Genomic DNA, 22,551 nt, shown 5'->3' on the forward strand with positions numbered 1-22,551 from the left:
TCGTCCCATCGCCATGTTGACGTCTCCCGTTCCGTTGACGTCTACATGCTACGCGAACATAGTTCAGTTAACAACGGAACAGGACACTAGCTGTGAAGCGTCAAGAGCAACCGTCTTCGGTGTCAAGCATGCGAGTGCAACTCTGCGCTCCAAGGGCGACCAGATTTCGCGATTGCATTGAGAATAGTGAGCAATTTTCGCATCGCGGCAACGAGCGCTACTTTCTTTGGCTTTCCCATCGCCACCAAACGGGAGTAAAACGAAGCGAGAACGGTGTTATGGCGTACAGCGACAAGCGTTGCCATGTAAAGCGTGCATCTAACATCGGATCGCCCTCCCGATATAGTTCGACGCCCACGCATCTGTCCGGAGTCGCGATTGAACGGGGCGACGCCCACCGGGGCGGCGATCCGCCGCCTGCAGAGCGATCCCAACTCAGGTAGTTCAGCTGCAAGGGTAGCAATTGCGGCTGGTCCAATGCCTTTGACGCTTCCAAGGAGAGCTGACAAGTCTGCGTGATACCGCTGGACATGATCTTTGAGTTCACATTCGATCCGATCAATTTGGATCTTAATGAAATCGATGGAGTCCTCGACGCTGGAGCTAACGCTAGCGTGGGCCTGGTGAACCGCTCCGGGAATCGTGGAGGCCGGTTGGTTTAAGTTAATACAGGCACGTCAGCGGCATACGCGAGGCGAGCCGGCGGAGGTCTCCGCTATGGATCCTGTAACGAGGTATGACTGCGTTTTCCGATGCGCTGGCGCTGGACCGGGAAGGTAGCAGAACGGCTCGGTAGCTAGTTCCCACGCAACGGCAAAAGATATAGAACGGACAAGTTGCACCATCTCTGCAAATTGTTGGATAGCGCCGAGATTGCCTTAAAAGCGCGCAACTTTAGTTCGTCGGGCTTTTCCCGCACGCTTGCTCCCATGAAATTGTCGTGCTAGTTTTTCATGAAATTTCTCGACGAAAATTTCACGAGAGTCCGCATGTTCGTGCAGTCCGACCGTCACGTCGCAAGCTACTACGCCGGCACCTACCCGGCGCCGATCCCGCATCGTCCGGAACTGGACGAGCGCATCGACGCCGACGTGCTCGTCGTTGGCGCGGGCTTCAGCGGGCTGCATACGGCGTTGCGCGTCGCGCTCGCCGGCAAGCGCGTCGTCGTGCTGGAGGCGAGCCGCGTCGCGTGGGCCGCGTCGGGCCGCAACGGCGGGCAGGCGCTGCTCGGCTGGTCGTGCGACATGCAGCCGCTCGAGGATTCGCTCGGCCGCGACGGCGCGCGCCTGCTGTGGGACAGCATGCGCTGGGCCGCGGCCGAGGTGCGCGAGTTGCCCGGACGGCACGGCTTCGACATCGACTACCGGCCCGGCAGCCTGTGGGCCGCGGTGCGGCCGCGCCGCGTCGCGATGCTCGCGCAGGCCCGCGACGAGGCGGCCGAGCGCTGGGGCTACGACCGGCTGCGCGTGATCGGGCGTGACGAGATGCCCGAATGGATCGGCGGCACGCGCTATCTCGCCGCACTCCACGATCCGGAAGCCGGCCACCTGAATCCGCTGAAACTCGCGCTCGGCCTCGCGCAGACGATCGAGCGCGCAGGCGGCCGCATCTTCGAGCAGAGCCGCGTGCTCGACTGCCGCGAGACGGCCGGCGGCCACATCGCCCGCACGGCGCGCGGTGAAGTGCGCGCGGACGTGCTCGTGCTCGCGTGCAACGCGTACGTCGACCGGCTCGATCGCGACCTGGCGCGCCGGCTGTTGCCGGTTGGCACGTACCAGGTCGCGACCGCACCGCTCGCACCCGACGTCGCGCGTTCGCTGCTGCCGCAGAACAGTTGCGTGATCGACAACCAGTTCGTGCCCGACTACTTCCGGCTGAGCCCCGACCACCGGCTGCTGTTCGGCGGCGGCTGCACGTATCTCGGCGGCATCCCGGCCGATATCGCGGCGGCGACGCGCCCGCACCTCGAACGCGTGTTCCCGCAACTGGCCGGCGTGCCGCTCGATTACGCGTGGGGCGGCCATATCGACATCAGCATGCGCCGCACGCCGGACATCGGCCGCCACGGGCAGCGTTTCTGGCTGCAGGGCTTCTCGGGGCACGGCGTGCTGCCGACGCTCGCCGGTGCGCGCGCGGTCGCCGACGCCGTGCTCGGCGACGAGCGCCTGCTCGCGCAATACCGGCGCATCCGCAACCCGCGCTTCCCCGGCGGCGACCGGCTCGCCGCGCCGCTGGAAGCGATCGGCAAGGCCTGGTACCGTTTGCGCGACACCGTCTGACCGTTTCGGAACCCATCATGAACGAACAGGAAGAGATAGAAAGTCTGGCGATCCTGATCCGCGACCTGCGCAAGCATCGCAAGGTCACGCTGAACGACCTCGCCGAGCGGATCGGCCGCTCGGTCGGCTTTCTGTCGCAGGTCGAGCGCGGGCTGTCGCGCCCGACGGTCGCGGATCTCACCGCGATCGGCGAGGCGCTCGGCGTGCCGACCACGTATTTCTACAGCCTGAGCAAGCCGCGCAGCGTGCCGTGGGTCACGCGGCCCGACGAGCGGCGCACCGTGTATTACGCGGCCGGCATTACCGACATCCTCGTATCGCCGAACATGCGCTCGCGCTTTTCGGTTCTAGAAAGCCATCTCGCGCCAGGCGCGAGCAGCGGCGAGCGGCCCGTCGACGACAGCGACGAGCAGGGCGGCTTCGTGCTCGAAGGAGAACTGACGATCTGGATCGACGGCGATGAAACGCCCGTCACGCTCGGCCCGAACGATGCGTTCCAGCTGCCTGCGCACAAGCGGTTCCGTTATGCCAACCTGACAGACGCGCCGACGCGTGTGATCTGGGTGTTCACCTGAGTCGTCGGCGGGGCGGGCGGTGTCGCAGGCCGCCGCGCCATGCAGCATGTTTGCAGTACTGATTTAAACGCGGCGTGCGTTGTCATGTGTACCGCGTGAATCCGGTTCGCCGCGCTGCGGCACCGCCATACAAGACATGGAAAGGATGAGACATGGCTGACGTCGTTCCCGCGCTGGTCGGTGAAGTCCGCGCATTCCGGCAGGCGCACCCCGAGATCCGTTATGTCGACCTGATCTGCCTCGACCTGCCGGGGCACTTCTACGGCAAGCGCTACCCGATCGATGCGCTCGAGAAGATCGCGTCGGGCTCGCTGCTGAAGCTGCCGCAGAACTGCGTGCTGCTCGGCACCCAGGGCGGCCTCTACAAGATCGGCGACTACTGCTTCAACGACGGGGACCCCGACGCGCCGCGCCGCCTGATTCCCGGCACGCTGAAGCGCGTGCGCTGGGAGCGGCAGCCGCTCGCGCAGATGCTGATCAGCTCGGACGGCACGGATACGCCGATCGAGTTCGAGCCGCGCGAGGTGCTCGCGCGCGTGCTGCGGCGCTTCGCGGCGCGCGGCATCCGGCCGGTCGTCGCGTTCGAGCTCGAGTTCTACCTGTTCGCCGCGCAGCTCGCGGAAGGGATGCCGCAGTACCCGCGCGATCGCCTGAGCGACGATCGCGACGATCAGCCGAACATGCATATCGAGCGGCTGTCGCGCTTCTCCGACGTGCTGCACGAGATGGTCGAGGCCGCGCGCGAACAGGGCGTCGATGCGACGGTGATCACCGCCGAGCTCGGGCCCGGCCAGTTCGAGATCAATTTCGGCCATACCGACGACGGGCTGCGCGCGGCCGACTGGTCGGCGCTGTTCTGCCGCAGTACACGCGGCGTCGCGTTGCAGCACGGCTATCGCGCGAGCTTCATGGGCAAGCCATATCTGCATGCGCCGGGCAGCGGGATGCACGTGCACGTGAGCCTGTACGACGCCGCGGGGCGCAACCTGCTCGCGGCGGACGGGCAGCGCCCGCTGCGGCACGCGGTGGCCGGATGCCTCGCGCTGCTGCCGCATTGCATGCCCGTGTTTGCGCCCAATCACAACGCGTTCCGGCGCTACGGGTCGATGGTGAACGCGGCGAGCCGCGCAAGCTGGGGTTTCGAGGATCGCGATGCCTGCATCCGGATTCCCGAGTCGGATGCGCGCAACCTGCGGATCGAACACCGGCTCGCGAGCGCGGATGCGAATCCGTACCTGGTGCTCGCGGCGATCCTCGCCGGGATGGAGCACGGGCTCGATGCGCGGATCGAACCGATCGCGCCGCTCAACGAGGATCGCGGCAGCGGGATCGATTTTCCGAAGGAGATGCTGTCAGCTGTCGCGGCGATGCAGGATCATCCGGCCGTGCGCGAACGGCTCGGCAGCGAGTTCGTGATGGTGTACTGCGAGAACAAGCGGCAGGAGGAGCTGGATTTTCGTAATGAAATCGGCGCGCGGGAGTATCGGTGGTTTTTGTGATTGTCGCGCGCGTCGACGAAGCAAACTAGGGAAGTGCGCGCCAGTAGCGCACTTCTTCGATCGGCGTACCGTCGATCTCGAACGTCTTGATGTCGTCTTCGGCGACGAAGCCCTCGCGTTCATAGAATGCCCTTGCGCGACGGTTTTCGACGAGTACCCAGAGCGATACCCATGCATGGCCCGCGTCGTGCAGCGATCGGCACGCATGATCGACCAGCGCCGCGCCGATTCCTTGCCCGCAATGCGACGGATGCAGATAGATCGCTTCGATCTCGCCCCACGCGCGATCCTTGTCGGTGTCGCGCGTCGGACCATAGGCGATCCAGCCCGCAGCGTCATTGCCCGTGAATGCGAGCGCGACGCGCGGGCGGCCGCCATCGAGCGCACAGCGCCAGAAGGTCGTGCGCTTTTCGACCGACAGACCGGCGAGGAACGGGGCCGGCATGATGCCCGTGTAGGTCGCTTGCCACGAGGCGACATGGATGCCGGCAATGACCGCGGCATCGGCGGACGTGGCGGCGCGGATGTCGATCGTTGTCGTATTCGGTGTCATGCGTGTTCTGCCTGATCGAACGATTCTCGATGCGCAGCGCATGCCGTGCCGCGAAACGCTTCGCGGCACGGCACCTGCGAAGCGCTTACTCGCCGAGCTTCGACGCCACGCACCCCGTGCTCGTGCATTCACGCTCGCGCTCGCGCAGGAACGACAGCCGCGACGCCGTCATGTCGGTCGCGCACTGGAGATCCACGAGGTAGCCGTTGTTGCGGGTTTCGCTGCACTGCGCGTCGCGCTGCTTCAGCCACGCGAGCTGGCCGGCCTTCAGCGTCGCCTGCTGGTCGCCGCTCAGTTGCTTGCGCAGGCGGCCGTATTCGTCGTTGAGTTCGCGGTCGGTCTGCGAGAACTGCGTGCTGCTGCAGTACACCTGGTCGAACGCGCTGTGCGGCTTCGCACAGCCGGCCGCGTGCGCGGCGAACGGAACGGCAAGCGCGAACAACGCGCAGGATGCGAACAGATTCTTCTTTTTCATTTTGATGCTCCTGACTGGGTGAAAACCGTTGGGCCCGATGGGCAATGCCGTCACTTCGGCGCCGTGCATGCGTCGATCCCGCCCGCGATCGCGGCGGACAGGCGCTGGATCGTCCCGCGTTGCGCGAGCCGCGCTTCTTCGTCGGGATTGACGATCACGCCGGCCTCGACGAGCACGGCCGGAATCGGCGCGGTGCGCAGCACGACGAGATCGTCGAAGCGGTGGATGCCGAGTTGCGGGTCGATCAGCGGGCGATTCTCGCCGCGGATCGGCTGTGCGTGATACAGCGACGGCCGTTCGCCGGCCGCGACCAGCCGTTCTGCGATCGCCTTCGCGCAGCGCAGGCTTTCCGCGTAGTGCGGATTGCGCTCCGACACGAACACCGAGAAGCCGCGGAATTCGCGCTGTCTGCCGGCGTCGATGAATTGCTGCTGCATCGAGTCGTGATGGATCGACACGAACAGGTTCGCGTCGGGCGCCTGCGTCGAACGCTGGTCGAGCGCGATCTCGCGGCCGTCGGCCGACGTGCGCCGCACGCGGTCGCCGTGTGCGGCGAGCTTTTCCGCAACTGCGGCGGACAGATCGAGGTTGTACAGGTATTCGACACGGCCGCTCGCGCCGGTGGAACCCGGATGAGCAGGCGTATGGCCGGTGTCGACGACGACGTAGCGCGCGGATGCGGGCTCGGTGCCTGCGGTGTCGGCCGCATGCAGCGCCGGCGGCGCGCCGAGCAGCGGGGCGCACGCGAGCACGCGCACGGCGGCGCGCACGAACGGGCGAAGGCGTTGGATGGTTCGGTTCGTCATTGTTGTTGTCGAGGAGGGCATGCGGCGCGTCGCACGGCGCGGCACCGTCGGCCTGCTCAATGCAGTCGGAATGTCGCGCGATTATAGCGGGCGGCGGTGCCGCCGCAATGACGAATGGTGGCCGTCAGGGTGACGGCCGCCCGTCGCTTTCCCGTGTTCGGCGAATCCCGCCAATGCCAGATGAAGCGGCCATGGCGGGTTCGAACGCATCCGGAGGGAGACGGCGCAGACACGCCGGACCGCACGGCAGTGCGTATCAGCGCGGCAGCGCTTCGGCTTCGGCCCAGCGCTTGAACGAATCGAGACGCCGGCGCGTCTGCACGAGATAGAACGCGCCGATCAGCGGTTCGAGCAGCCAGCGCAGCCAGGACGGCTGCACGCGGAAGTTGTACGTGAACTTCACTTCGGTCGAACCCGGCGTGTGTTCGGTGAAGTTCCAGCTGCCGCTGAAGCGCTCGAGCACCTTCGGCCCGTCGACCATTTCGACGGCAGCGACCTGAGGCGGGCGGTACGAGATGTAGCGCGACACCATCGTCGCGCCCGACTGGCTGCGGCAGAACGCGTCGACGCCGACGTCGGCCGTCGTTTCGTCGAGCAGATAGGCGTCGGTGAGGAAGCTGTCCCACACGAGCCGCCGCGCGTAATCCTGCGACCACGTGAAGAGGCGTCTGCGATCGACGCCGACGGTCCGGCTGACTGAGATCCTCATGATGGCGGGCGCAATGGTGCGGATTGGGATGAAATCGAGTGAACCCCCCAATACCGCGCATTTCGTCAGACATGGTCAAGTCGAGCGTGCGCTCGATTGACGCACTCCGGGATTTCACCTAGGATTCATTCCAACCCTTCGGGAAAGACCCGAAGCGTTTCAATCTCTTGAGGGAGCCTCATGAGTACGCAACAGAACCGGCGCTTCGACGCGCTCGTTTTCATTGGTCGTTTCCAGCCTCCGCATCGTGGTCACCTGAACGTGCTGAAGTCGGCACTGAGCCGGGCCGAGCGCGTGTGCGTGCTGATCGGGTCGACCGACAAGCCCCGCACCATCAAGGATCCGTTCTCGTTCGACGAGCGCCGCCAGATGCTGGCTTCGCTGTTCGACGCGTCCGAGCGCGACCGCGTGACGATCGCGCCGTTGCAGGATTCGACGTACAACGATGGCGACTGGGTGCGCTGGGTGCAGGACGCCGTCGCGTCCGCGCTCGGCGAAGTCGCGCAGCGCAAGGTCGGGCTGATTGGCCACGAGAAGGACGCCACGTCGTATTACCTTCGGATGTTCCCGCAATGGGAGCTCGTCGACGTCGATGCGACCGAAGACATTTCCGCCACCGAGATCCGCGATCAGTATTTCGCAGAACGCACCAACAGCTTCGTGCAGTGGGCCGTGCCGGAACCCGTGTTCGGCTGGCTCGAGCGTTTTCGCTCGCAGCCGGAATTCGCGCAACTGAAGTCGGAAGCCGAATTCATCGCCGCGTATCGCAAGGCATGGGCGGCCGCGCCGTATCCCGTCACGTTCGTGACGGTCGACGCGGTGGTCGTGCACTCGGGCCATATCCTGCTCGTGCGCCGCCGCAGCGAACCGGGCCGCGGCCTGTGGGCGCTGCCGGGCGGGTTCGTGAACCAGGACGAGCGGCTCGATGCGGCGTGCATTCGCGAGCTGCGCGAGGAAACCGGCCTGAAGCTGCCGGAGCCCGTGCTGCGCGGCTCGATCAAGGATCGGCAGGTGTTCGATCATCCGACCCGTTCGCTGCGCGGTCGCACGATCACGCACGCGTGCCTGTTCAACTTCCCGACCGGCGAGCTGCCGCGCGTAAAAGGCAGCGACGACGCCGACAAGGCGCGTTGGGTGCCGCTCAACGAATTCGCGCAGATGCGCAACGTGATGTTCGAGGATCACTTCGACATCGCGTATCACTTCCTGGGGAAGCTGTGATCCGCTGAGTCCCCGCATTCCGGTCCGCCGCGACAGACGCGGCGGCACTTCAACGGCCTAGAGGAGCTCTAGCCATGCAAAACGATCCCGGCGGCTTTTCCGCGGTTCTCGCCAATCCGATCCTCAACACGGATTCGTACAAGGCTTCCCACTTCCTGCAATATCCGCCCGACGCGTCGGCGATGTTCTCGTACGTCGAATCGCGCGGCGGCCGCTACGACCGCACGCTGTTCTTCGGCCTGCAGATGCTGCTGAAGGAATATCTGTGCAAGCCGGTCACGCACGCGATGATCGACGATGCGCGCGATTTCTTCACGGTGCACGGCGTGCCGTTCAACGAAGCAGGGTGGCGCTACATCGTCGAACGCTACGACGGCTATCTGCCCGTGAAGATCCGCGCGGTGCCGGAGGGTTCGGTCGTGCCGGTGCACAACGTGCTGATGACCGTCGAATGCGACGATCCGCAGGTGTTCTGGCTCGCATCGTATCTCGAGACGATGCTGTTGCGCGTCTGGTATCCGGTGACGGTCGCGACGCGAAGCTGGCACCTGCGGCAGACGATCCGCCGTTTCCTCGAAAGGACCGACGACGATCTCGCGCAACTGCCGTTCAAGCTGCACGACTTCGGCGCGCGCGGCGTGTCGAGCGCGGAGTCGGCCGCGATCGGCGGCGCGGCGCACCTCGTGAACTTCATGGGCTCGGACACGGTGCTTGGCGTGCTGGCCGCGAACCGTTTTTATCGCGAGCCGATGGCTGCATACTCGGTGCCGGCGGCCGAGCACAGCACGATCACGTCGTGGGGGAAAGAAGGCGAGGCCGATGCGTACCGGAACATGATCCGCCGCTTCGGGCTGCCCGGCGCGATCGTGTCGGTCGTGTCGGACTCCTACGATCTGTTCGCCGCGCTCGATCTGTGGGGCGGCGAACTGAGGCAGGCCGTGATCGATTCTGGCGCGACGCTCGTCGTGCGACCCGATTCGGGCGACCCCGTGAAGATCGTGATGCAGACCGTGCGCGCGCTCGACGTGTCGTTCGGCTCGACCGTGAACGGTAAGGGGCGGCGCGTGCTGAACCGCGTGCGCGTGATCCAGGGCGATGGTGTCGACGAGTTGTCGATCGACGCGATTCTTTCCGCACTCGACGACGCGGGTTATGCGGCCGGCAATGTCGTGTTCGGCATGGGCGGCGCGTTGCTGCAGCAGGTGAACCGCGATACGCAGCGCTTTGCGATGAAGTGCTCGGCGATTCGGCGCGGCGACGTGTGGCACGACGTCCGCAAGGATCCGGTCACCGATCAGGGCAAGCGCTCGAAGAAGGGGCGGCTCACGCTGCTGCGCAATCGCCGCACCGGAGCGTATCGGACGACGACGCTGCCCGTTGCGTGGGACGATCGTGCGCTGGAAGGCGAATGGGACGAGGCGCTCGAGACGGTGTTCGATACGGGGCGGTTGCTGGTCGATACGACGTTTGCGGAGGTGCGGGCGAGGGCGCACGCGGGGGAGGTGTGAGGGAAGGCGCGGAGTGACGCGCGGCGTTCGCGTCACCCCGCCGCCAGCGATGTTCGATGGCGGCTTCGTCGAAAGGAGATCGCTGTCAACGGATGGCTCTGGATGTCGGTGTGATGCGAGGATCGTCGCAAAGATGCCGGCATCCGTCCGTGCACAGCGGAACCAGGGTCAATCCGATCTGAAGATAACCCTCGTAGCCGGCGCTGTCTTTCGGATACGGTTTCGAGATCATGTGCGTGTCCGACCATATGTTCTCGTCCTTGATGCCGAGCTGGACGAGGTATTCCCTCAGACTGGCCGCTCGACGCAGCGCAAGCACTTGTGGGTCCTTTTCACCGATATACGCACCGGCAGAGATGATGCCGCGAATGTCCGCGTCAGGCCACTGACGGGCACGGATAACCATGTCCGCGATCTTGACTCGATCCTCATTCGGGATGTCGGAAGAGTTGAGCGGGACACTGTCCAGCATGTCTTCGGAAACGGTACATGCCGCGAGCGGCGGCGAAAACGCCAGGCATAACCCGAGCGCGATGCTCGTCAGATGCGCGAGAGATCTCACCACAGGACCCTGTCGTCAAAGAATGAAATATAGCAAGCGAGGCTGTCGGCGCTATTGATCGCCAGATCCCGATGATCTCGCGCCCAGTATTTGAGGCCGGTCCCGAATCCGTAGATCTCGTCATTCGAGTCGAAGGTATCGACGTCGTGCGTACACTCGTGAATCAGGAGCTTCAACTTGCAATTGGAAGAGAGTCGAGCGTCGGGAAGCGTGCAGAAGTGTGGATAGATCGCAATGACTCGCTTGTCCGAATCAGGTTTGCATACGGCGGCATCGGTGATTCCGTTGTCGGGAAATACGGTACACGTGATGTTTCGCTGTTTCTGCGCGTCCCATCGGATGACATTTTCCGGTTTCAATTCCTGCATGACGCGCAGAAGCTTCGGCAACCCGGTTTGCAGGTGGTGTCGAATTGCGTCATCGGATCGTCCGAACCAGGTCTGAACGCGTTCCTGTTCTCCTTGCTCCCAATGTGCAATACCGTGAATCCGATTCTGAATCAACGAGATCGCCGCGTCACGCAACCGCACGATCAGTTTCCGGAATGCCTTGTTCGACATGTTCTCGCAGATCGGTGTCGGGTCGAGGTCGATAACATGAACGGATCCTGGCGTTGTGTTCGTGTAAGTGGTGCCAACGAAAACCCATTCGTCGTCTTCAGCAGCGTCGTGTGAATTCAAAATCCCGTTCATTGGCTCGATAGATTCCGGTAAAAAAGTTGGGAAACTATCGGTTGTCGGGAGCGCGCTCGTCTACGGGATGAGTACGATTTTGCGACCCATCGACCACGAGCGCGAAAGATGACGCCGCGGGTGAAGGAAACAGCTGATTACGGAACCATTCGATTACCGTTTGCACCTCCGCCCGTTCTCACGGCTCACCGGCCAGCACGCGCCCGCCCGCATCGTCCCGCGCACCCGTGCGCTCCGCCGCGCTTGCCGCTTCCATCGCCCGCGCCAGCGTATCGAACACCGCCGGCCCCTTGCAGCGCGACACGTTGAAGCGCAGGTACGACGTCGCGCTGCGCGATGCGCTGAACACGTTGCCGGGCGCCAGCACGACGTCGCGGTCCAGCGCGTGGCGCGCGACACGTGCGGCATCGAGCCCGTCGGGCAGTTGCGCCCACAGGAACAGGCCGCCGCGCGGTTCCGTCCAGATCCCGAGCCCCGCGCGCGCGAGGCGCCGGATCGTCTCGCCCATCGCGTCCGCAAGACGCGCGCGCAGGCTGTCGAGGTGACGCCGGTACGTGCCGTCGATAAGCAGCCGGTGCACGACGTTCGCGCCGATCTGCGCATTGCCGAACGACGTCGCGAGTTTCAGGTCGACGAGCGCGTCGATCCATTCCGGGCGCGCGGCAACGTAGCCGCAGCGGATCGCGGCCGACAACGTCTTCGAGAAGCTGCCGATCGACACGACGCGCGACAGCCCGTCGAATGCCGCGAGGCGCGGCGCGGGCGTGCTCTCGAAATCCGCGAAGATGTCGTCCTCGACGATCAGCAGGTCGTGCTCGGCCGCGAGCGTCAGCAGCCGGTGCGCGACGGGCGGCGCGAGCGTCGCGCCGGTCGGGTTGTGCAGCGCCGCGTTGGTGATGTACAGGCGCGGCCGGTGCTCGGCGAGCACGTGTTCGAAGCGCGCGAGATCGGGCCCGTTCGGCGTGTACGGGACGCTGACGATCCGCGCGCGATGCGCGCGCAGCAGCGCCTGGAAGTTGAAGTAGCACGGATCGTCGAGCACGACCGTGTCGCCCGGCTCCAGCAGCAGGCGACATACGAGGTCGAGCGCATGCGTGCCGCCGTCGGTCAGCATGATCTGCGCGGGTTCCGCGTGGACGCCGTGCTGCGCGAGCCGCCACGCGAGCTGCTGGCGCAGCGCGGGCAGGCCGAGCGGCGTCGCGTAGTCGGTCAGCGCGTCGGATTCGTCGCGCGACACGGCGCGCAGCGCGCGGCGCAGGCTCTCGTCGGGCAGCCACGACGACGGCAGCCAGCCGCAGCCGGGCTTCACCGTCGTCGGCGCCGCCTCGAGTGACTGGCGCGACAGCCACAGCGGATCGAGTTCGCGGTCGAGGCGCGGGCCGAGATCGGCGAGCGCGAGCGGCGGCGCATGGCCCGACACGTAGAAGCCCGAGCCGCGCCGCGCGACGAGCACGCCTTCGCTCGCGAGCCGCTCGTATGCATCGACGACCGTCGATTTCGACACGCCGAGCGCGTCGGCCATCATCCGGATCGACGGCACGCGCGCACCGGGCATCAGCGCGCGGCTCGCGATCCGCGCGCGCAACGTATCCATCACGGTTTCGACGCGCGTGCGCGACGGCGCGGGCGGAACGGGAATCGGGGCGGTATGGCTCATGGCGAAGAATGAACTGTACGGTAGGTTGTCCAGTACAGTTTGTCTGGATTGTATTGGGGTGTAGCTTACGCGTTTTTCGCGGGCGGCGGATCATCGGTCATCCACCTTTCCCCGTTCAGGATTTGCCGTGCAAAAGACGACCGACGGATGGCTCAGCGGCCTGCTGGGCGTGATCATCTTCAGTGGCTCGCTGCCTGCGACGCGTGTCGCGGTGCAGGGGCTCGACCCGCTGTTCCTCACGTTCGCGCGCGCGACGATCGCCGGCGCGCTAGGCCTGCTGCTGCTCGTCGTGCTGAAGCAGAAGCGGCCGACGCGGGCCGAGACCGTGTCGCTGGCGATCGTCGCGCTCGGGGTCGTGGTTGGTTTCCCGTTGCTGACGGCGCTTGCGCTGAAGCATGTGACGTCGGCGCACGCGATCGTGTTCGTCGGGCTGTTGCCGCTCGCGACCGCGCTGTTCGGCGTGTGGCGCGGCGGCGAACGGCCGCGGCTGCCGTTCTGGATCTTCTCGATCGTCGGCAGCGGCGCGGTGGCCGCGTTTGCGCTGCGCAACGGCGGCCAGGCGTCGGTGGTCGGCGATGCGCTGATGCTGGCCGCGATCGTCGCGTGCGGGCTCGGCTACGCGGAAGGCGCGCGCCTGTCGCGCGATCTCGGCGGCTGGCAGGTGATCTCGTGGGCGCTCGTGCTGTCGCTGCCGCTGATGCTGCCGCTCATGTGGCTTACGTGGCCCGCGTCGTTCGACGGTGTCGATGCCGCCGCACTGTGGGGGCTCGCGTACGTGTCGCTGTTCAGCATGCTGATCGGCTTCGTGTTCTGGTATCGCGGGCTCGCGCTCGGCGGGATCGCGGGCGTCGGCCAGTTGCAGCTGCTGCAGCCGTTCTTCGGCTTCCTGCTGGCCGCCGGGCTGCTGCACGAGACGGTGCCGCCGTCGATGGTCGTCGTGACGGTCGTCGTGGTCGGCTGCGTGGCGGGCGCGAAGTACTTCTCGAAAATGGCGCCCGTGCAGCGCGCGGGGTGACGCTGCTGCGGTGCGGCCGAGCGGTTGCTCCGGGCCGCGACCGCGCGAACCGGCGGCACGCCGAAAAGCAAAACGGCCAGGCTGCCGGTAGCGGCAAGCCTGGCCGTTGGCCTTCGTCACGCCAAAAGCGCGTTACTCGAACGTCTCGAGCGCGAGCAATTCGTCGATCGTCTGCCGGCGGCGGATCAGCCGCGGCGCGCCGCGATCGACGAGCACTTCCGGCGCGAGCGGCCGGCTGTTGTAGTTCGAGGACATCGACGCGCCGTACGCGCCCGCGTCGTGCAGGAACAGCAGGTCGCCGATCTGCGGCTGCGCCAGCTTGCGGTGCGTGACCACGCCGCCCGCATCCTGCGTGAACACGTCGCCCGATTCGCACAGCGGCCCCGCGATCGCGAGGTCGACGAGCGGCCGGCCGGCCGGCAGCGCGCCGTCGTGCGTGTGCACGGACACCGCGTGGTAGCTGCCGTACATCGACGGGCGCATCAGGTCGTTGAAGCCCGCATCGATCAGCACGAAATCGTGTTTCGGCCGGCGGTTGACGGCCTGCACTTCGGTGACGAGCGTGCCGGCTTCGGCGACGAGGAAGCGGCCCGGTTCGATCTCGATGCGCACCGGGTGGCCGAGGTGCCGTTCGATCCGCTTGCGCGCGGCGTCCCACTGGTTGAAGTAGTGACCGACGTCGACGCGCGGCTCGCCGTCGCGATACGGAATCGACAGGCCGCCGCCGGCCGAGATCGCGTCGATGTCATGGCCGAGCGACGTGACGAGGTCGACCATCGCATCGCACACCTGCGACAGGTGGCCGTAGTCGACGCCCGAGCCGATGTGCATGTGGATGCCGACGAGCTTGAGCCCGTACTGGCGCACGATCTCGATCGCGCGCGGCACGTCGTCGATCCAGATGCCGTGCTTGCTCTGCGGGCCGCCGGTGTTGGTCTTGTTGCTGTGGCCGTGCCCGAAACCGGGGTTGACGCGCAGCCACACGCGGTGGCCCGGCGCGTGCTCGCCGATGCGCGCGAGCATGTCGAGCGAACCCGCGTTCACGGTCACGCCGTGCTTCAGCACGGCCGCGAGCGTCGGGCGGTCGATCAGGTCGGCCGTGAACACGACGCCTTCCGGCTCGCCGGCCGGACTGAACCCGGCCGCAAGGCTGCGCTCGATCTCGCCGAGCGACACGGCATCGACGCACGCGCCTTCCTCGCGCATCAGCTTCAGGATATGGATGTTCGAATTCGCCTTCTGCGCGTAGCGGATCACGTCGAACTGGCGCAGTTGGGCGATGCGGTCGCGGATGACGTCGGCGTCGTACACCCACAGCGGGGTGCCGTATTGCTGCGCGAGCGTCGCGAGCTGGCGGGAATCGAGGGACATGGCGGATGAATCAGGTTGAATGAACGGATAGCGTGAATGATGCGCCTGTTCGGCTATACAGTAAAATGCCTGTTATTCGGCATTCGATTCATTTCTGATATAGAAGACCATGCTCACGCACCGCCATATCGAGGTCTTTCGCGCGCTGATGGTCACCGGCAGCACGACACGCGCGGCCGAGATGCTCTATACGTCGCAACCGACGATCAGCCGCGAGCTCGCGCGGATGGAGCAGGTCGTCGGCTTTGCGCTGTTCGAGCGCGCGCACGGCCGGTTGCGGCCGACGATGGCCGCGCTCACGCTGTTCGACGACGTGCGGCTTGCGTACGTGGGGCTCGAGCGCGTCGCGGCGACGGCCGCGCGTCTGCGCGAGTTTCGCGACGGGCAGCTTTCGGTGATCGCGCTGCCGGCGTTCTCGCACGCGATCCTGCCCGGTGCGTGCCGGCGCTTTCACGCGGCCCACGCGGGCGTCAGCGTGTCGGTCGCAACGCAGGAATCGCCGGTGCTCGAGGAGTGGCTGACCGCGCAGCGGTACGACCTCGGGCTGACCGAGCACGACGTCGCGCCGGCCGGCACCGTGCTTACGCCGCTGCTCGAAGTCGACGAAGTATGCGTGCTGCCCGACGGCCATCCGCTGCTCGCGCACGACGCGATCGATCTGCTGGATCTCGCCGATCGGCCGTTCGTGAGCCTGTCGCTGAACGACCCGTATCGCATCCTGATCGACGAGGCGTTTGCGCAGTTGGGCGTCGCGCCGCGCTCGGTGGTCGATACGCCGTCGGCCGTGTCGGTATGCGCGTTCGTGCGGCAGGGGCTCGGCGCCGCGATCGTCAATCCGCTGACTGCGCTCGATTTCGTCGGGCGCGACCTGCACGTGCGGCCGCTCACGCGGTCGTTTCCGTATCGGGTCAGCATGATCGTGCCCGAGCACCGGCCGAAGAACCTGCTCATCGATGCGTTTGCCGATGCGTTGCGCGGCGAGGCGAAAGCGATCCGTCGCCGGCTGGCCGCGCACCTCGGTTAAACAGCGCCGTATGATGGGCGTTTTGCCGCTATCGTCCCAACTTTTCGGAACTCCGTCATGACCGCCGCATCGTCTTCCATCGAACCACCGACCCTCATCGGCGAGCGCGTCGAACTGCGGCCGCTCGAAGCATCCGACCGGCAGGCGCTGCTCGATGCGGCCGCGGACGGCCAGTTGTGGAACCTGAAGGTCACGGTCGTGCCGGGCGCGGAGACGATCGACGCGTATATCGACACGGCATTGCAGGGGCGCGCGGCCGGCACCGTGATGCCGTTTGCGATCGTCGATCGCGCATCGGGCCGCGTGATCGGCAGCACGCGCTTCTGGAAGATCGATCGCGAGAATCGCAAGCTCGAGATCGGCCATACGTGGCTGAGCGAATCGGCGCAGCGCACGCGCGCGAATACCGAAGCGAAGTGGCTGTTGCTGGCCTATGCGTTCGACACGCTGCACTGCGTGCGCGTGCAGTTCACGACCGACGAGCTGAACGAGAAATCGCGCGCGGCGATTCTGCGGCTCGGCGCGAAGCAGGAAGGGATCGTGCGTCACGAACGGATCATGCCGGACGGCCGCAAGCGCAATTCGGTGCGCTTCAGCATCATCGACGAAGAATGGCCGGACGTGCGTGCGCGGTTGATGGCGAAGCTCGCGACGTAACGTATGACGCGTGACGTGCGGCGCGCGTATTCGCGGGTCGGCCGGTCAGGCGCGCATCGCGCAGCCGGCAGGGGACGCGGCTGCGCGACGACAGGGGAAGCGGTGCGCCGCGCACGACGCGCGGCGCTGCATCGTTACTGCGCCGATGCGAGGTGGTGACGCTCCGCGAGTTTCTGCGCGTCCGCGTAGTGCTTCTGCAGAATCGGCAGCGACTGGCGTGCGACTTCCTTCAGCTTCGTGTCGCGGCCCGATGCGATTTCGGCCTGGAAAGCCGAGATCGTCTTCTGCTGGCCGGCGAGCGCGACCTGCTCGATATACGCCTTGTCGAACTCGGCGCCGCGCAGGCTCTTGATGCTGTTCAGCACCGTCGTGTCGGGGTCGTTGGCCGGCACGTCGACGCCGCGCGGGCTTGCGGCGCGCATCGCCTGGATGATCTTTTCATCGTCGGCCGACACGCGTTGCGCGAAGGCCTTGACCTGGCTGTCCGACGTGCGCGCATCGGCGATGCGTGCCGCGTCGTGCTGCGTCGACACGGTCTTCGTGCCGTCCGTGATGAAGGCCTGGTCGGCTTCGTGAATGCGCGTCGCGGCAGCGGCCGGCGCGGCGGGCGCTGCGGGTGCCGGTTGCGCCGTTTGCGCGGTCGCCGTCACGGCGACGAGAAGCAGGCCAGCGGCAGACAAGGCAAGGCGCGAGATGTGGGGAAAGCGGTTCATGGGACCTCCTTTCGATCGGGGCTCTGGTTAAAAAACGGATGACGTGATCCGTAGCTGTGCGAGAGACCGGGCGCGCCCGGGCCGGATTCGACCGCCGCTCTGCCGCGGCGCCGGTCGAAGTGTGTCCCGGCCCGACTGATTCTAGGAGAGCGGTCGGGTAGCAGGTGCAACCGTGCTGTGGTTTGTGTAACGGTTGGTAAGACGAATCGATGAGCGGGTACGCGTGCCGGTATTGCGTACCGGATGCACGCGCGGCGGCGGCAATTTTTGCGCGCGTGAGGTGTGAGAGATGCACGTGCGTGTCATCTGCATTTCATCGTCGTGTTGCTGTTGTTGTTGCAGTGTCGTGCGCGTCGAACGACGTGCGGACTCGAGCGTGCAATGCGCTTGAAAGCGTCACACGCGATCGAGCAGCGCATCGAGGCGCGGCAGCAGCGGCGTCGCGCAATGCGCCTGCAATGCGTCGGGTGCGGTGTAGCCCCACGCGACACCCTGGAAGGCGATATGCGCGCGTCGTGCCGCGTCGGCGTCGCGGATTTCGTCGCCGACATACAGCACTTCATCGGCGCGCACGCCGGCCTCGCGAACGAGCGCGCGCAGGCGACGTGCCTTGCCGAACAGCGGAATGCCGCACGCGAAGGTGTCGACGCGGCCGCTGGCACGCGGGCCGAGCCGGTCGCGCACGATGTCCTCGGTATTCGACGTTGCGATCGCGATGCGGATGCCGCGCGCGGCGAGCGCGTCGAACGTTGCTTCGACGCCGGGGAACAGCATCACTTGCACGACGCGCGGCCGCATCAGGCGGCGCATGTCGATCGTTACGCGCGGCACTTTCCACATTGGCACGTCGAGCGCACGGATGATGTCGCGCGCCGACATGCCGCGCAGCGCCGGGCGCAACTCCGGCGTGGCGTCGCGAAAGCCGTGCAGGCGCGACGCTTCCGACAGCGCCGCGAGAAAACTGTCGAGCGAATCGGCGAGCGTGCCGTCGAAGTCGAATGCGATGAGGCGGTAGGGCATGACGCGATGTGGCAGGTTGATCGAGCGGGCTACATCATCCACCGAAATGCGTGTGCGGGTAAGCGGGCGAGTGCAGCGAGCTTTCCCGGTGTGCCGGTATCCGGTGGCGAGTACGCGCATTTTGCCCGATACGCGTGCGTTGCCGGCGCCGTGAGGCGGAGAGGGTGGTGCTCCGGAGGGGGGGGCTACTCGTAGTGGTAGCGACAGGACACGATGCTGATCTGAAGGTCGTCAGCCTCGTAGACCAGGCGGTTCGTGTCGTCGATACGGCGCGACCAGAAGCCGGAGAGATAGGCCTTTAACGGTTCGGGTTTGCCGATGCCTTCGAACGGCGTTCGCTGGGCTTCGCGAATGAGCTGCTTGATGCGCTTGAGCGTCTTGCGATCCTGCCCCTGCCAATAGACACAGTCGTCCCACGCGTCGGCAGTAAAGAGCACGCGGCGTACGCTCATTCATCATCCTCGGCGAGCTTGTGTTCCTTCGCCTTGCCCTTGCGCAGTTGCGCGATCGAACGTTCGAGATGGGCGACGTTGGCCGGCGAGCGCAGCAAGTGAACCGTCTCCATCAGGCTGTCGTAGTAGTCCTGCGACATGATGACGGCGTTCGGTGCATCGCGGCGCGTGATGAGCGTCACGTCCGCATCGTCGACAACCTGGTCGATGACGGTCTTCAGATTGCCACGGGCATCCGAAAAATGAATCGTGCGCATGATTTGCCTCACTTGTACATATAACCGTACAAGTATAGCACGATGGATAAATATGTACGGGTTGCTGTACAGGTTTCCCGGTGAGTGTATGTGGTTGCGCGCCGCAGTCTGGCAAGAGAATTCTCACCTATCGTGCAGCAGCGGTGTGGCGGTGCCGCTTGTAGCCCGCCGCGCAGCGCGGTATCGTCGATGCTCCGCGTTCCGCGCCCCACCGGAGAACCGACGTGCCCGCTGCCACCCCCGCCACGCTGAGATTTTCCACCGACAAGCGCGAACTCGACATCGACGCGATCTTCGACTTCCTGCATCGCGATGCGTACTGGTCGCAGGGCATTCCGCGAGACGTGGTCGAGCGTGCGATCGAGGGTTCGCTGTGTTTCGGTGCGTATGTCGGCGACCGGCTTGTCGGGTTCGCGCGGCTCGTCACCGATCACGCGACGTTCGCGTACCTGTGCGACGTGTTCGTGCTGCCGGCCGAACGCGGCAACGGCTACGGCCGCGCGCTGATCGATCACGTATTCGCGCAGGAGATGGTGCAGCGCCTGCGCCGCATCATGCTCGTGACGACCGACGCGCACGAGCTGTACCGGCCGGTCGGCTTCGGGCCGTCCGCGAATCCCGAGCGGCTGATGGAGATCCGCCGTCCCGACATCTATACGAAACGCTGACGCGCGGCGCAGCGCATACAATACGCGCTTTCCGTTTTTGCCGAAGAGAAGCCCATCATGACCGAACAGGAAGCCGAACAGCTCGCGACGCATCGCCACTACAAGGGCGGTTTGTACCGTTACATCGGCGTCGCCCGCCATTCCGAAACCGAGGAATCGGTGGTCGTGTACGAGCATCTGTGGCCGCATGCGCGCGGCCTGTGGGTGCGGCCGGAAGCGATGTTCAACGGCAACCTCGAAGACGGCACGCCGCGTTTTCGCAAGCTGCACGACTGAGCGGGCGGCACCGGAGCCGGCGTCTAGCCGGCTCCGCCCGGCTTGTCGTACGGCGCCTGTTGCCGCAGCGCCATCGTGAAGAAGCGCCGGACTTCATCCATCAGTTCCGCGCGGGCCGACGCGAAATCGAACGCGCGCCGGTTTTCGTGCGCATAGCGCCGGCGCCAGTCGTCGGCCGCATGCCGTGCTTCGCGTGCGCGCAGATCGTCGAGTTCGGGCGTGCGCAGCGCGTGATCGGCGATCAGCGTCACGCCGTCGCGGCCGACCTCCAGCACGCCGCCCGCGACGAGGAGGCGGCGATGCTCGCCGGTCGGCGCGTCGACGAGCGTCACGACGCCGGGCCGGATCCGCGTGAGCAGCGGCGCGTGGTGCGGGTAGATCCCCAGTTCCCCGCTTTCGCCCGGGACGACGACGAAATGCGCGTCGCCGGCATACAGCACCGCTTCCACGCTCAGGATGTCGAGCCTCATCGACGTCGTCATGCGCGCCCCCTTCAGACCGCCGCCGCGCCGGCGACGATTTCGCACAGCTCGGTGGTGATCTGCGCCTGTCGCGTCTTCTGGTACAGGTGCCGCAGTTCGCGCAGCACGCGGTCGGCGTTGTCCGTCGCGGTCTGCATGCTGAACATCCGCGCGCATTGTTCGCACGCATAGTTCTCGACGACCGCCTGATAGAGCGTTGCCTCGACGTAGCGCAGCAGCAACGTGTCCACGACCGGTTTGGGCGCGGGCTCGTAGAGATAGTCGGATGCCGCCGCGCCGTCGGCCGGCGCGCCGGTGTCGAATCCGGCGACCGGCAGCATCGCATCGATACGCGGCTCGTACGCGAGCGGGCTCGTCAGCCGGTTGTAGGCGACGTGCACTTCGTCGAGCTCGCCGTTGACGAACGCGGTCAGCGGCACGAGCAGCGCGCCGAGCAACTGGTCGAAGTGCGGCTCGGCGGCCAGGCCGCTCGCGCGCGCCGTGATGGTCGCGCCGTGGCGCATCAGCGGCGCGATGCCGCGTGCACCGATCACGCTCAGTTCGCACGTGACGCCGGCCCGGTCCCAGCGTTCGAGCGCATCCACGCATGCGACGAGCAGCCGCGCATTGAGCGGGCCGCACAGCCCGCGATCGGTGCTGACGACGATCAGGCCGACGCGGCGTACGGGATCGCGTCGCGCCATCAGCGCCGACACGTGGTCGGGCCGGTCGCGCAGCACGCGTTCGGCCATCGCCCCGATGCGCGCCGCATACGGGCGGAACTCGCGGGCGCGTCGCTGCGCGTTCGCCATCTTGGTGCGCGCCATCATTTCCATCGCCTTGGTGATCGTGCGCGTGGACGACGTACTGGCGATCTTCGAGCGGATTTCGCGTATGTGCATGTCAGGGGGCGCCGCGGCCATCCGGATGTCATCGTGTGGCTTCATGCTATCGGGACTTCACCTGAAACGATTGACAAGGGTCAAACGATTTCGCCCGGTCTCGCACCAGAATCCGTTCACGTGATCCTCGCGAAGGGGTATTCGATGACCGATTTCCGCCAGCACCAGAAGTACGACGCGCTGATTGCGCGTTGCCGCTCGCTACGCCCGGTGACGGTCGCGGTCGCGCATCCTTGCGACGAGGTATCGCTGCGCGCGGCGGTCGCCGCCGCTCGGGCCGGTATCGTCGTGCCCATACTGGTTGGGCCGACGGCGCGCATCACGGCGCTTGCCGCGACGCTCGGCGTCGACCTGTCCGGCTACCGGCTCGTCGATGCGCCGCACAGCCACGCGTCGGCCGCGCGCGCCGTCGAGCTGGTGCGCTCCGGCGACGCGCAGGCGCTGATGAAGGGCAGTCTGCATACCGACGAGTTGCTGGAGGAAGTGGTGCGCGCCGATACGGGGCTGCGCACCGGGCGGCGCCTGAGCCACGTGTTCATCATGGACGTGCCGACTTATCACAAGCCGTTGTTCATCACCGATGCGGCGGTCAACATCCGTCCGACGCTCGAGCAGAAGGCCGACATCGTGCAAAACGCGATCGATCTCGCGCACGCGCTCGGCATCGGTCAGCCGAAGGTCGCGATCCTGTCGGCGATCGAGACGGTCAGCTCGAAGCTGCCGTCGACGCTCGACGCGGCCGCGCTGTGCAAGATGGCCGAGCGCGGCCAGATCACCGGCGCGCTGCTCGACGGGCCGCTCGCGCTCGACAACGCGATCAGCCCCGAAGCCGCGCGGCTCAAGCATCTCGATTCGGCGGTCGCGGGCGATGCGGACATCCTTCTCGCGCCCGACCTCGAGGCGGGCAACATGCTTGCGAAGGAGCTGACGTTCCTGGCGAACGCCGATGCGGCCGGCATCGTGCTCGGCGCGCGCGTGCCGGTGATCCTGACGAGTCGCGCCGACAGCGAACGCACGCGCCTGGCGAGCTGCGCGGTCGCGGCGCTCGTCGCGGACGCGGCGCGCACGACGGCGGCGCTCGCGGCCGCGGGGGGGGGGGGGGGCGGGGGCCCCCCACCCCGGCCCCCCCCCCCACCACCCCGCGGGGCCCAAAAAACCCGCACAAAAAAACAAAAAATATTTTTAAAAAAACATCATAT

General features: G+C 66.1%; 24 protein-coding genes and 2 pseudogenes. 11 read left to right on the plus strand and 15 right to left on the minus strand.

The window, feature by feature from the left end; all coding sequences use genetic code 11:
* Window positions 1-122 precede the first annotated feature (122 nt).
* Window positions 123-620, minus strand: a pseudogene (locus tag ACPUER_RS32060) (transposase); the annotation flags it as partial.
* Between the two features lie 369 nt (window positions 621-989).
* Between ACPUER_RS32060 and ACPUER_RS32065 the strand changes: the two are divergent.
* The 3 genes from ACPUER_RS32065 (at window position 990) to ACPUER_RS32075 (ending at window position 4,353) form a co-directional block, all read left to right on the plus strand.
* Window positions 990-2,279 carry an NAD(P)/FAD-dependent oxidoreductase gene (locus tag ACPUER_RS32065; RefSeq protein ID WP_425133059.1) on the plus strand — a complete coding sequence of 430 codons (1,290 nt, stop codon included), beginning with the start codon at window positions 990-992 and terminating at the stop codon, window positions 2,277-2,279.
* Window positions 2,280-2,296: 17 nt separating this feature from the next.
* Window positions 2,297-2,854, plus strand: coding sequence for a helix-turn-helix domain-containing protein (locus tag ACPUER_RS32070; protein WP_072444226.1), 558 nt, complete (start codon window positions 2,297-2,299; stop codon window positions 2,852-2,854).
* A gap of 152 nt (window positions 2,855-3,006) precedes the next feature.
* The gene (locus ACPUER_RS32075; RefSeq protein ID WP_310132732.1) at window positions 3,007-4,353 is read left to right on the plus strand and encodes a glutamine synthetase family protein; all 1,347 of its coding nucleotides are present in this window, start codon (window positions 3,007-3,009) and stop codon (window positions 4,351-4,353) included.
* 25 nt (window positions 4,354-4,378) lie between these two features.
* Here ACPUER_RS32075 and ACPUER_RS32080 read toward each other — a convergent pair whose 3' ends face one another.
* The 4 genes from ACPUER_RS32080 to ACPUER_RS32095 form a co-directional block, all read right to left on the minus strand.
* A complete protein-coding gene (locus tag ACPUER_RS32080; protein ID WP_425133060.1) occupies window positions 4,379-4,906 on the minus strand; it encodes an N-acetyltransferase family protein in 528 nt (175 codons plus the stop codon).
* 85 nt (window positions 4,907-4,991) lie between these two features.
* Entirely contained in the window at window positions 4,992-5,381 is a 390-nt protein-coding gene (locus ACPUER_RS32085; protein WP_175959597.1) for a lysozyme inhibitor LprI family protein, read from the minus strand.
* 50 nt (window positions 5,382-5,431) lie between these two features.
* A complete protein-coding gene (locus ACPUER_RS32090; RefSeq protein WP_425133061.1) occupies window positions 5,432-6,187 on the minus strand; it encodes an N-acetylmuramoyl-L-alanine amidase family protein in 756 nt (251 codons plus the stop codon).
* Between the two features lie 256 nt (window positions 6,188-6,443).
* Entirely contained in the window at window positions 6,444-6,896 is a 453-nt protein-coding gene (locus ACPUER_RS32095; protein WP_072444216.1) for a type II toxin-antitoxin system RatA family toxin, read from the minus strand.
* A gap of 180 nt (window positions 6,897-7,076) precedes the next feature.
* Here ACPUER_RS32095 and ACPUER_RS32100 point away from each other — a divergent pair, with 180 nt between their 5' ends.
* Complete coding sequence (locus ACPUER_RS32100; protein WP_425133062.1) at window positions 7,077-8,117, plus strand: bifunctional nicotinamide-nucleotide adenylyltransferase/Nudix hydroxylase; 1,041 nt, start codon at window positions 7,077-7,079, stop codon at window positions 8,115-8,117.
* Window positions 8,118-8,191: 74 nt separating this feature from the next.
* Entirely contained in the window at window positions 8,192-9,625 is a 1,434-nt protein-coding gene (locus tag ACPUER_RS32105) for a nicotinate phosphoribosyltransferase (protein ID WP_425133063.1), read from the plus strand.
* A gap of 85 nt (window positions 9,626-9,710) precedes the next feature.
* Here ACPUER_RS32105 and ACPUER_RS32110 read toward each other — a convergent pair whose 3' ends face one another.
* The 3 genes from ACPUER_RS32110 to ACPUER_RS32120 all read right to left on the minus strand — a co-directional run bounded on the left by ACPUER_RS32110 (window position 9,711) and on the right by ACPUER_RS32120 (window position 12,536).
* The gene (locus ACPUER_RS32110) at window positions 9,711-10,190 is read right to left on the minus strand and encodes a hypothetical protein (protein ID WP_174380206.1); all 480 of its coding nucleotides are present in this window, start codon (window positions 10,188-10,190) and stop codon (window positions 9,711-9,713) included.
* Complete coding sequence (locus ACPUER_RS32115) at window positions 10,184-10,879, minus strand: M35 family metallo-endopeptidase (RefSeq protein ID WP_425133064.1); 696 nt, start codon at window positions 10,877-10,879, stop codon at window positions 10,184-10,186. Before ACPUER_RS32115 ends, ACPUER_RS32110 begins: the two co-directional genes overlap by 7 nt.
* A gap of 178 nt (window positions 10,880-11,057) precedes the next feature.
* Window positions 11,058-12,536, minus strand: a complete 1,479-nt coding sequence (locus ACPUER_RS32120; RefSeq protein WP_425133065.1) for a PLP-dependent aminotransferase family protein — start codon at window positions 12,534-12,536, stop codon at window positions 11,058-11,060.
* A 127-nt stretch (window positions 12,537-12,663) separates the two neighbouring features.
* On the opposite strand from ACPUER_RS32120, the gene ACPUER_RS32125 reads away from it, so the two are divergent.
* On the plus strand, window positions 12,664-13,551 hold the full coding sequence (locus tag ACPUER_RS32125) for a DMT family transporter (RefSeq protein ID WP_072444204.1): 888 nt from the start codon (window positions 12,664-12,666) through the stop codon (window positions 13,549-13,551).
* Window positions 13,552-13,683: 132 nt separating this feature from the next.
* On the opposite strand, the gene lysA is transcribed toward ACPUER_RS32125, so the two are convergent.
* Window positions 13,684-14,922 carry a diaminopimelate decarboxylase gene (lysA, locus tag ACPUER_RS32130; RefSeq protein WP_425133066.1) on the minus strand — a complete coding sequence of 413 codons (1,239 nt, stop codon included), beginning with the start codon at window positions 14,920-14,922 and terminating at the stop codon, window positions 13,684-13,686.
* 109 nt (window positions 14,923-15,031) lie between these two features.
* Here lysA and ACPUER_RS32135 point away from each other — a divergent pair, with 109 nt between their 5' ends.
* Both ACPUER_RS32135 and ACPUER_RS32140 read left to right on the plus strand, forming a co-directional pair.
* Window positions 15,032-15,946 (plus strand): LysR family transcriptional regulator, encoded by a 915-nt coding sequence (locus tag ACPUER_RS32135; protein ID WP_310132766.1) that lies wholly within the window; start codon window positions 15,032-15,034, stop codon window positions 15,944-15,946.
* A gap of 57 nt (window positions 15,947-16,003) precedes the next feature.
* The gene (locus ACPUER_RS32140) at window positions 16,004-16,603 is read left to right on the plus strand and encodes a GNAT family protein (protein WP_310132769.1); all 600 of its coding nucleotides are present in this window, start codon (window positions 16,004-16,006) and stop codon (window positions 16,601-16,603) included.
* A gap of 134 nt (window positions 16,604-16,737) precedes the next feature.
* Here the strand turns inward: ACPUER_RS32140 and ACPUER_RS32145 are convergent, their stop codons facing one another.
* From ACPUER_RS32145 to ACPUER_RS32160, 4 genes are all read right to left on the minus strand, one after another.
* Window positions 16,738-17,316 carry a DUF4142 domain-containing protein gene (locus ACPUER_RS32145; RefSeq protein WP_072444196.1) on the minus strand — a complete coding sequence of 193 codons (579 nt, stop codon included), beginning with the start codon at window positions 17,314-17,316 and terminating at the stop codon, window positions 16,738-16,740.
* 396 nt (window positions 17,317-17,712) lie between these two features.
* Entirely contained in the window at window positions 17,713-18,336 is a 624-nt protein-coding gene (locus tag ACPUER_RS32150) for an HAD hydrolase-like protein (RefSeq protein ID WP_175959587.1), read from the minus strand.
* A 185-nt stretch (window positions 18,337-18,521) separates the two neighbouring features.
* Window positions 18,522-18,788: a Txe/YoeB family addiction module toxin gene (locus tag ACPUER_RS32155; protein WP_175959586.1), complete on the minus strand. Its 267-nt coding sequence runs from the start codon at window positions 18,786-18,788 to the stop codon at window positions 18,522-18,524.
* Window positions 18,785-19,045 (minus strand): type II toxin-antitoxin system Phd/YefM family antitoxin, encoded by a 261-nt coding sequence (locus tag ACPUER_RS32160; RefSeq protein ID WP_011547275.1) that lies wholly within the window; start codon window positions 19,043-19,045, stop codon window positions 18,785-18,787. Before ACPUER_RS32160 ends, ACPUER_RS32155 begins: the two co-directional genes overlap by 4 nt.
* A gap of 224 nt (window positions 19,046-19,269) precedes the next feature.
* Here ACPUER_RS32160 and ACPUER_RS32165 point away from each other — a divergent pair, with 224 nt between their 5' ends.
* The gene (locus ACPUER_RS32165) at window positions 19,270-19,713 is read left to right on the plus strand and encodes a GNAT family N-acetyltransferase (RefSeq protein ID WP_034180528.1); all 444 of its coding nucleotides are present in this window, start codon (window positions 19,270-19,272) and stop codon (window positions 19,711-19,713) included.
* 57 nt (window positions 19,714-19,770) lie between these two features.
* Window positions 19,771-19,989, plus strand: a complete 219-nt coding sequence (locus ACPUER_RS32170; protein ID WP_310132784.1) for a DUF1653 domain-containing protein — start codon at window positions 19,771-19,773, stop codon at window positions 19,987-19,989.
* Window positions 19,990-20,012: 23 nt separating this feature from the next.
* Here the strand turns inward: ACPUER_RS32170 and atpC are convergent, their stop codons facing one another.
* Complete coding sequence (gene atpC / locus ACPUER_RS32175; RefSeq protein WP_425133067.1) at window positions 20,013-20,471, minus strand: ATP synthase F1 subunit epsilon; 459 nt, start codon at window positions 20,469-20,471, stop codon at window positions 20,013-20,015.
* Window positions 20,472-20,482: 11 nt separating this feature from the next.
* Window positions 20,483-21,352, minus strand: a complete 870-nt coding sequence (gene atpG / locus ACPUER_RS32180; protein ID WP_175959733.1) for an ATP synthase F1 subunit gamma — start codon at window positions 21,350-21,352, stop codon at window positions 20,483-20,485.
* A 144-nt stretch (window positions 21,353-21,496) separates the two neighbouring features.
* Between atpG and ACPUER_RS32185 the strand changes: the two are divergent.
* Window positions 21,497-22,438, plus strand: a pseudogene (locus tag ACPUER_RS32185) (phosphate acetyltransferase); the annotation flags it as partial.
* Between the last annotated feature and the right edge of the window lie 113 nt (window positions 22,439-22,551).

The organism is Burkholderia sp. DN3021, from assembly GCF_049805555.1.
In the GTDB taxonomy this organism is placed as follows: Bacteria; Pseudomonadota; Gammaproteobacteria; order Burkholderiales; family Burkholderiaceae; genus Burkholderia; species Burkholderia pyrrocinia_C.

Excerpts from the sequence above, each read along its gene's own strand:
- ACPUER_RS32065 (WP_425133059.1), top strand. The coding sequence starts at position 990 with ATGTTCGTGCAGTCCGACCGTCACGTCGCAAGCTACTACGCCGGCACC.
- ACPUER_RS32070 (WP_072444226.1), top strand. The coding sequence starts at position 2,297 with ATGAACGAACAGGAAGAGATAGAAAGTCTGGCGATCCTGATCCGCGAC.
- ACPUER_RS32075 (WP_310132732.1), top strand. The coding sequence starts at position 3,007 with ATGGCTGACGTCGTTCCCGCGCTGGTCGGTGAAGTCCGCGCATTCCGG.
- ACPUER_RS32080 (WP_425133060.1), bottom strand. The coding sequence starts at position 4,906 with ATGACACCGAATACGACAACGATCGACATCCGCGCCGCCACGTCCGCC.
- ACPUER_RS32085 (WP_175959597.1), bottom strand. The coding sequence starts at position 5,381 with ATGAAAAAGAAGAATCTGTTCGCATCCTGCGCGTTGTTCGCGCTTGCC.
- ACPUER_RS32090 (WP_425133061.1), bottom strand. The coding sequence starts at position 6,187 with ATGACGAACCGAACCATCCAACGCCTTCGCCCGTTCGTGCGCGCCGCC.
- ACPUER_RS32095 (WP_072444216.1), bottom strand. The coding sequence starts at position 6,896 with ATGAGGATCTCAGTCAGCCGGACCGTCGGCGTCGATCGCAGACGCCTC.
- ACPUER_RS32100 (WP_425133062.1), top strand. The coding sequence starts at position 7,077 with ATGAGTACGCAACAGAACCGGCGCTTCGACGCGCTCGTTTTCATTGGT.
- ACPUER_RS32105 (WP_425133063.1), top strand. The coding sequence starts at position 8,192 with ATGCAAAACGATCCCGGCGGCTTTTCCGCGGTTCTCGCCAATCCGATC.
- ACPUER_RS32115 (WP_425133064.1), bottom strand. The coding sequence starts at position 10,879 with ATGAACGGGATTTTGAATTCACACGACGCTGCTGAAGACGACGAATGG.
- ACPUER_RS32120 (WP_425133065.1), bottom strand. The coding sequence starts at position 12,536 with ATGAGCCATACCGCCCCGATTCCCGTTCCGCCCGCGCCGTCGCGCACG.
- lysA (WP_425133066.1), bottom strand. The coding sequence starts at position 14,922 with ATGTCCCTCGATTCCCGCCAGCTCGCGACGCTCGCGCAGCAATACGGC.
- ACPUER_RS32135 (WP_310132766.1), top strand. The coding sequence starts at position 15,032 with ATGCTCACGCACCGCCATATCGAGGTCTTTCGCGCGCTGATGGTCACC.
- ACPUER_RS32140 (WP_310132769.1), top strand. The coding sequence starts at position 16,004 with ATGACCGCCGCATCGTCTTCCATCGAACCACCGACCCTCATCGGCGAG.
- ACPUER_RS32145 (WP_072444196.1), bottom strand. The coding sequence starts at position 17,316 with ATGAACCGCTTTCCCCACATCTCGCGCCTTGCCTTGTCTGCCGCTGGC.
- ACPUER_RS32150 (WP_175959587.1), bottom strand. The coding sequence starts at position 18,336 with ATGCCCTACCGCCTCATCGCATTCGACTTCGACGGCACGCTCGCCGAT.
- ACPUER_RS32155 (WP_175959586.1), bottom strand. The coding sequence starts at position 18,788 with ATGAGCGTACGCCGCGTGCTCTTTACTGCCGACGCGTGGGACGACTGT.
- ACPUER_RS32160 (WP_011547275.1), bottom strand. The coding sequence starts at position 19,045 with ATGCGCACGATTCATTTTTCGGATGCCCGTGGCAATCTGAAGACCGTC.
- ACPUER_RS32170 (WP_310132784.1), top strand. The coding sequence starts at position 19,771 with ATGACCGAACAGGAAGCCGAACAGCTCGCGACGCATCGCCACTACAAG.
- atpC (WP_425133067.1), bottom strand. The coding sequence starts at position 20,471 with ATGACGACGTCGATGAGGCTCGACATCCTGAGCGTGGAAGCGGTGCTG.
- atpG (WP_175959733.1), bottom strand. The coding sequence starts at position 21,352 with ATGCACATACGCGAAATCCGCTCGAAGATCGCCAGTACGTCGTCCACG.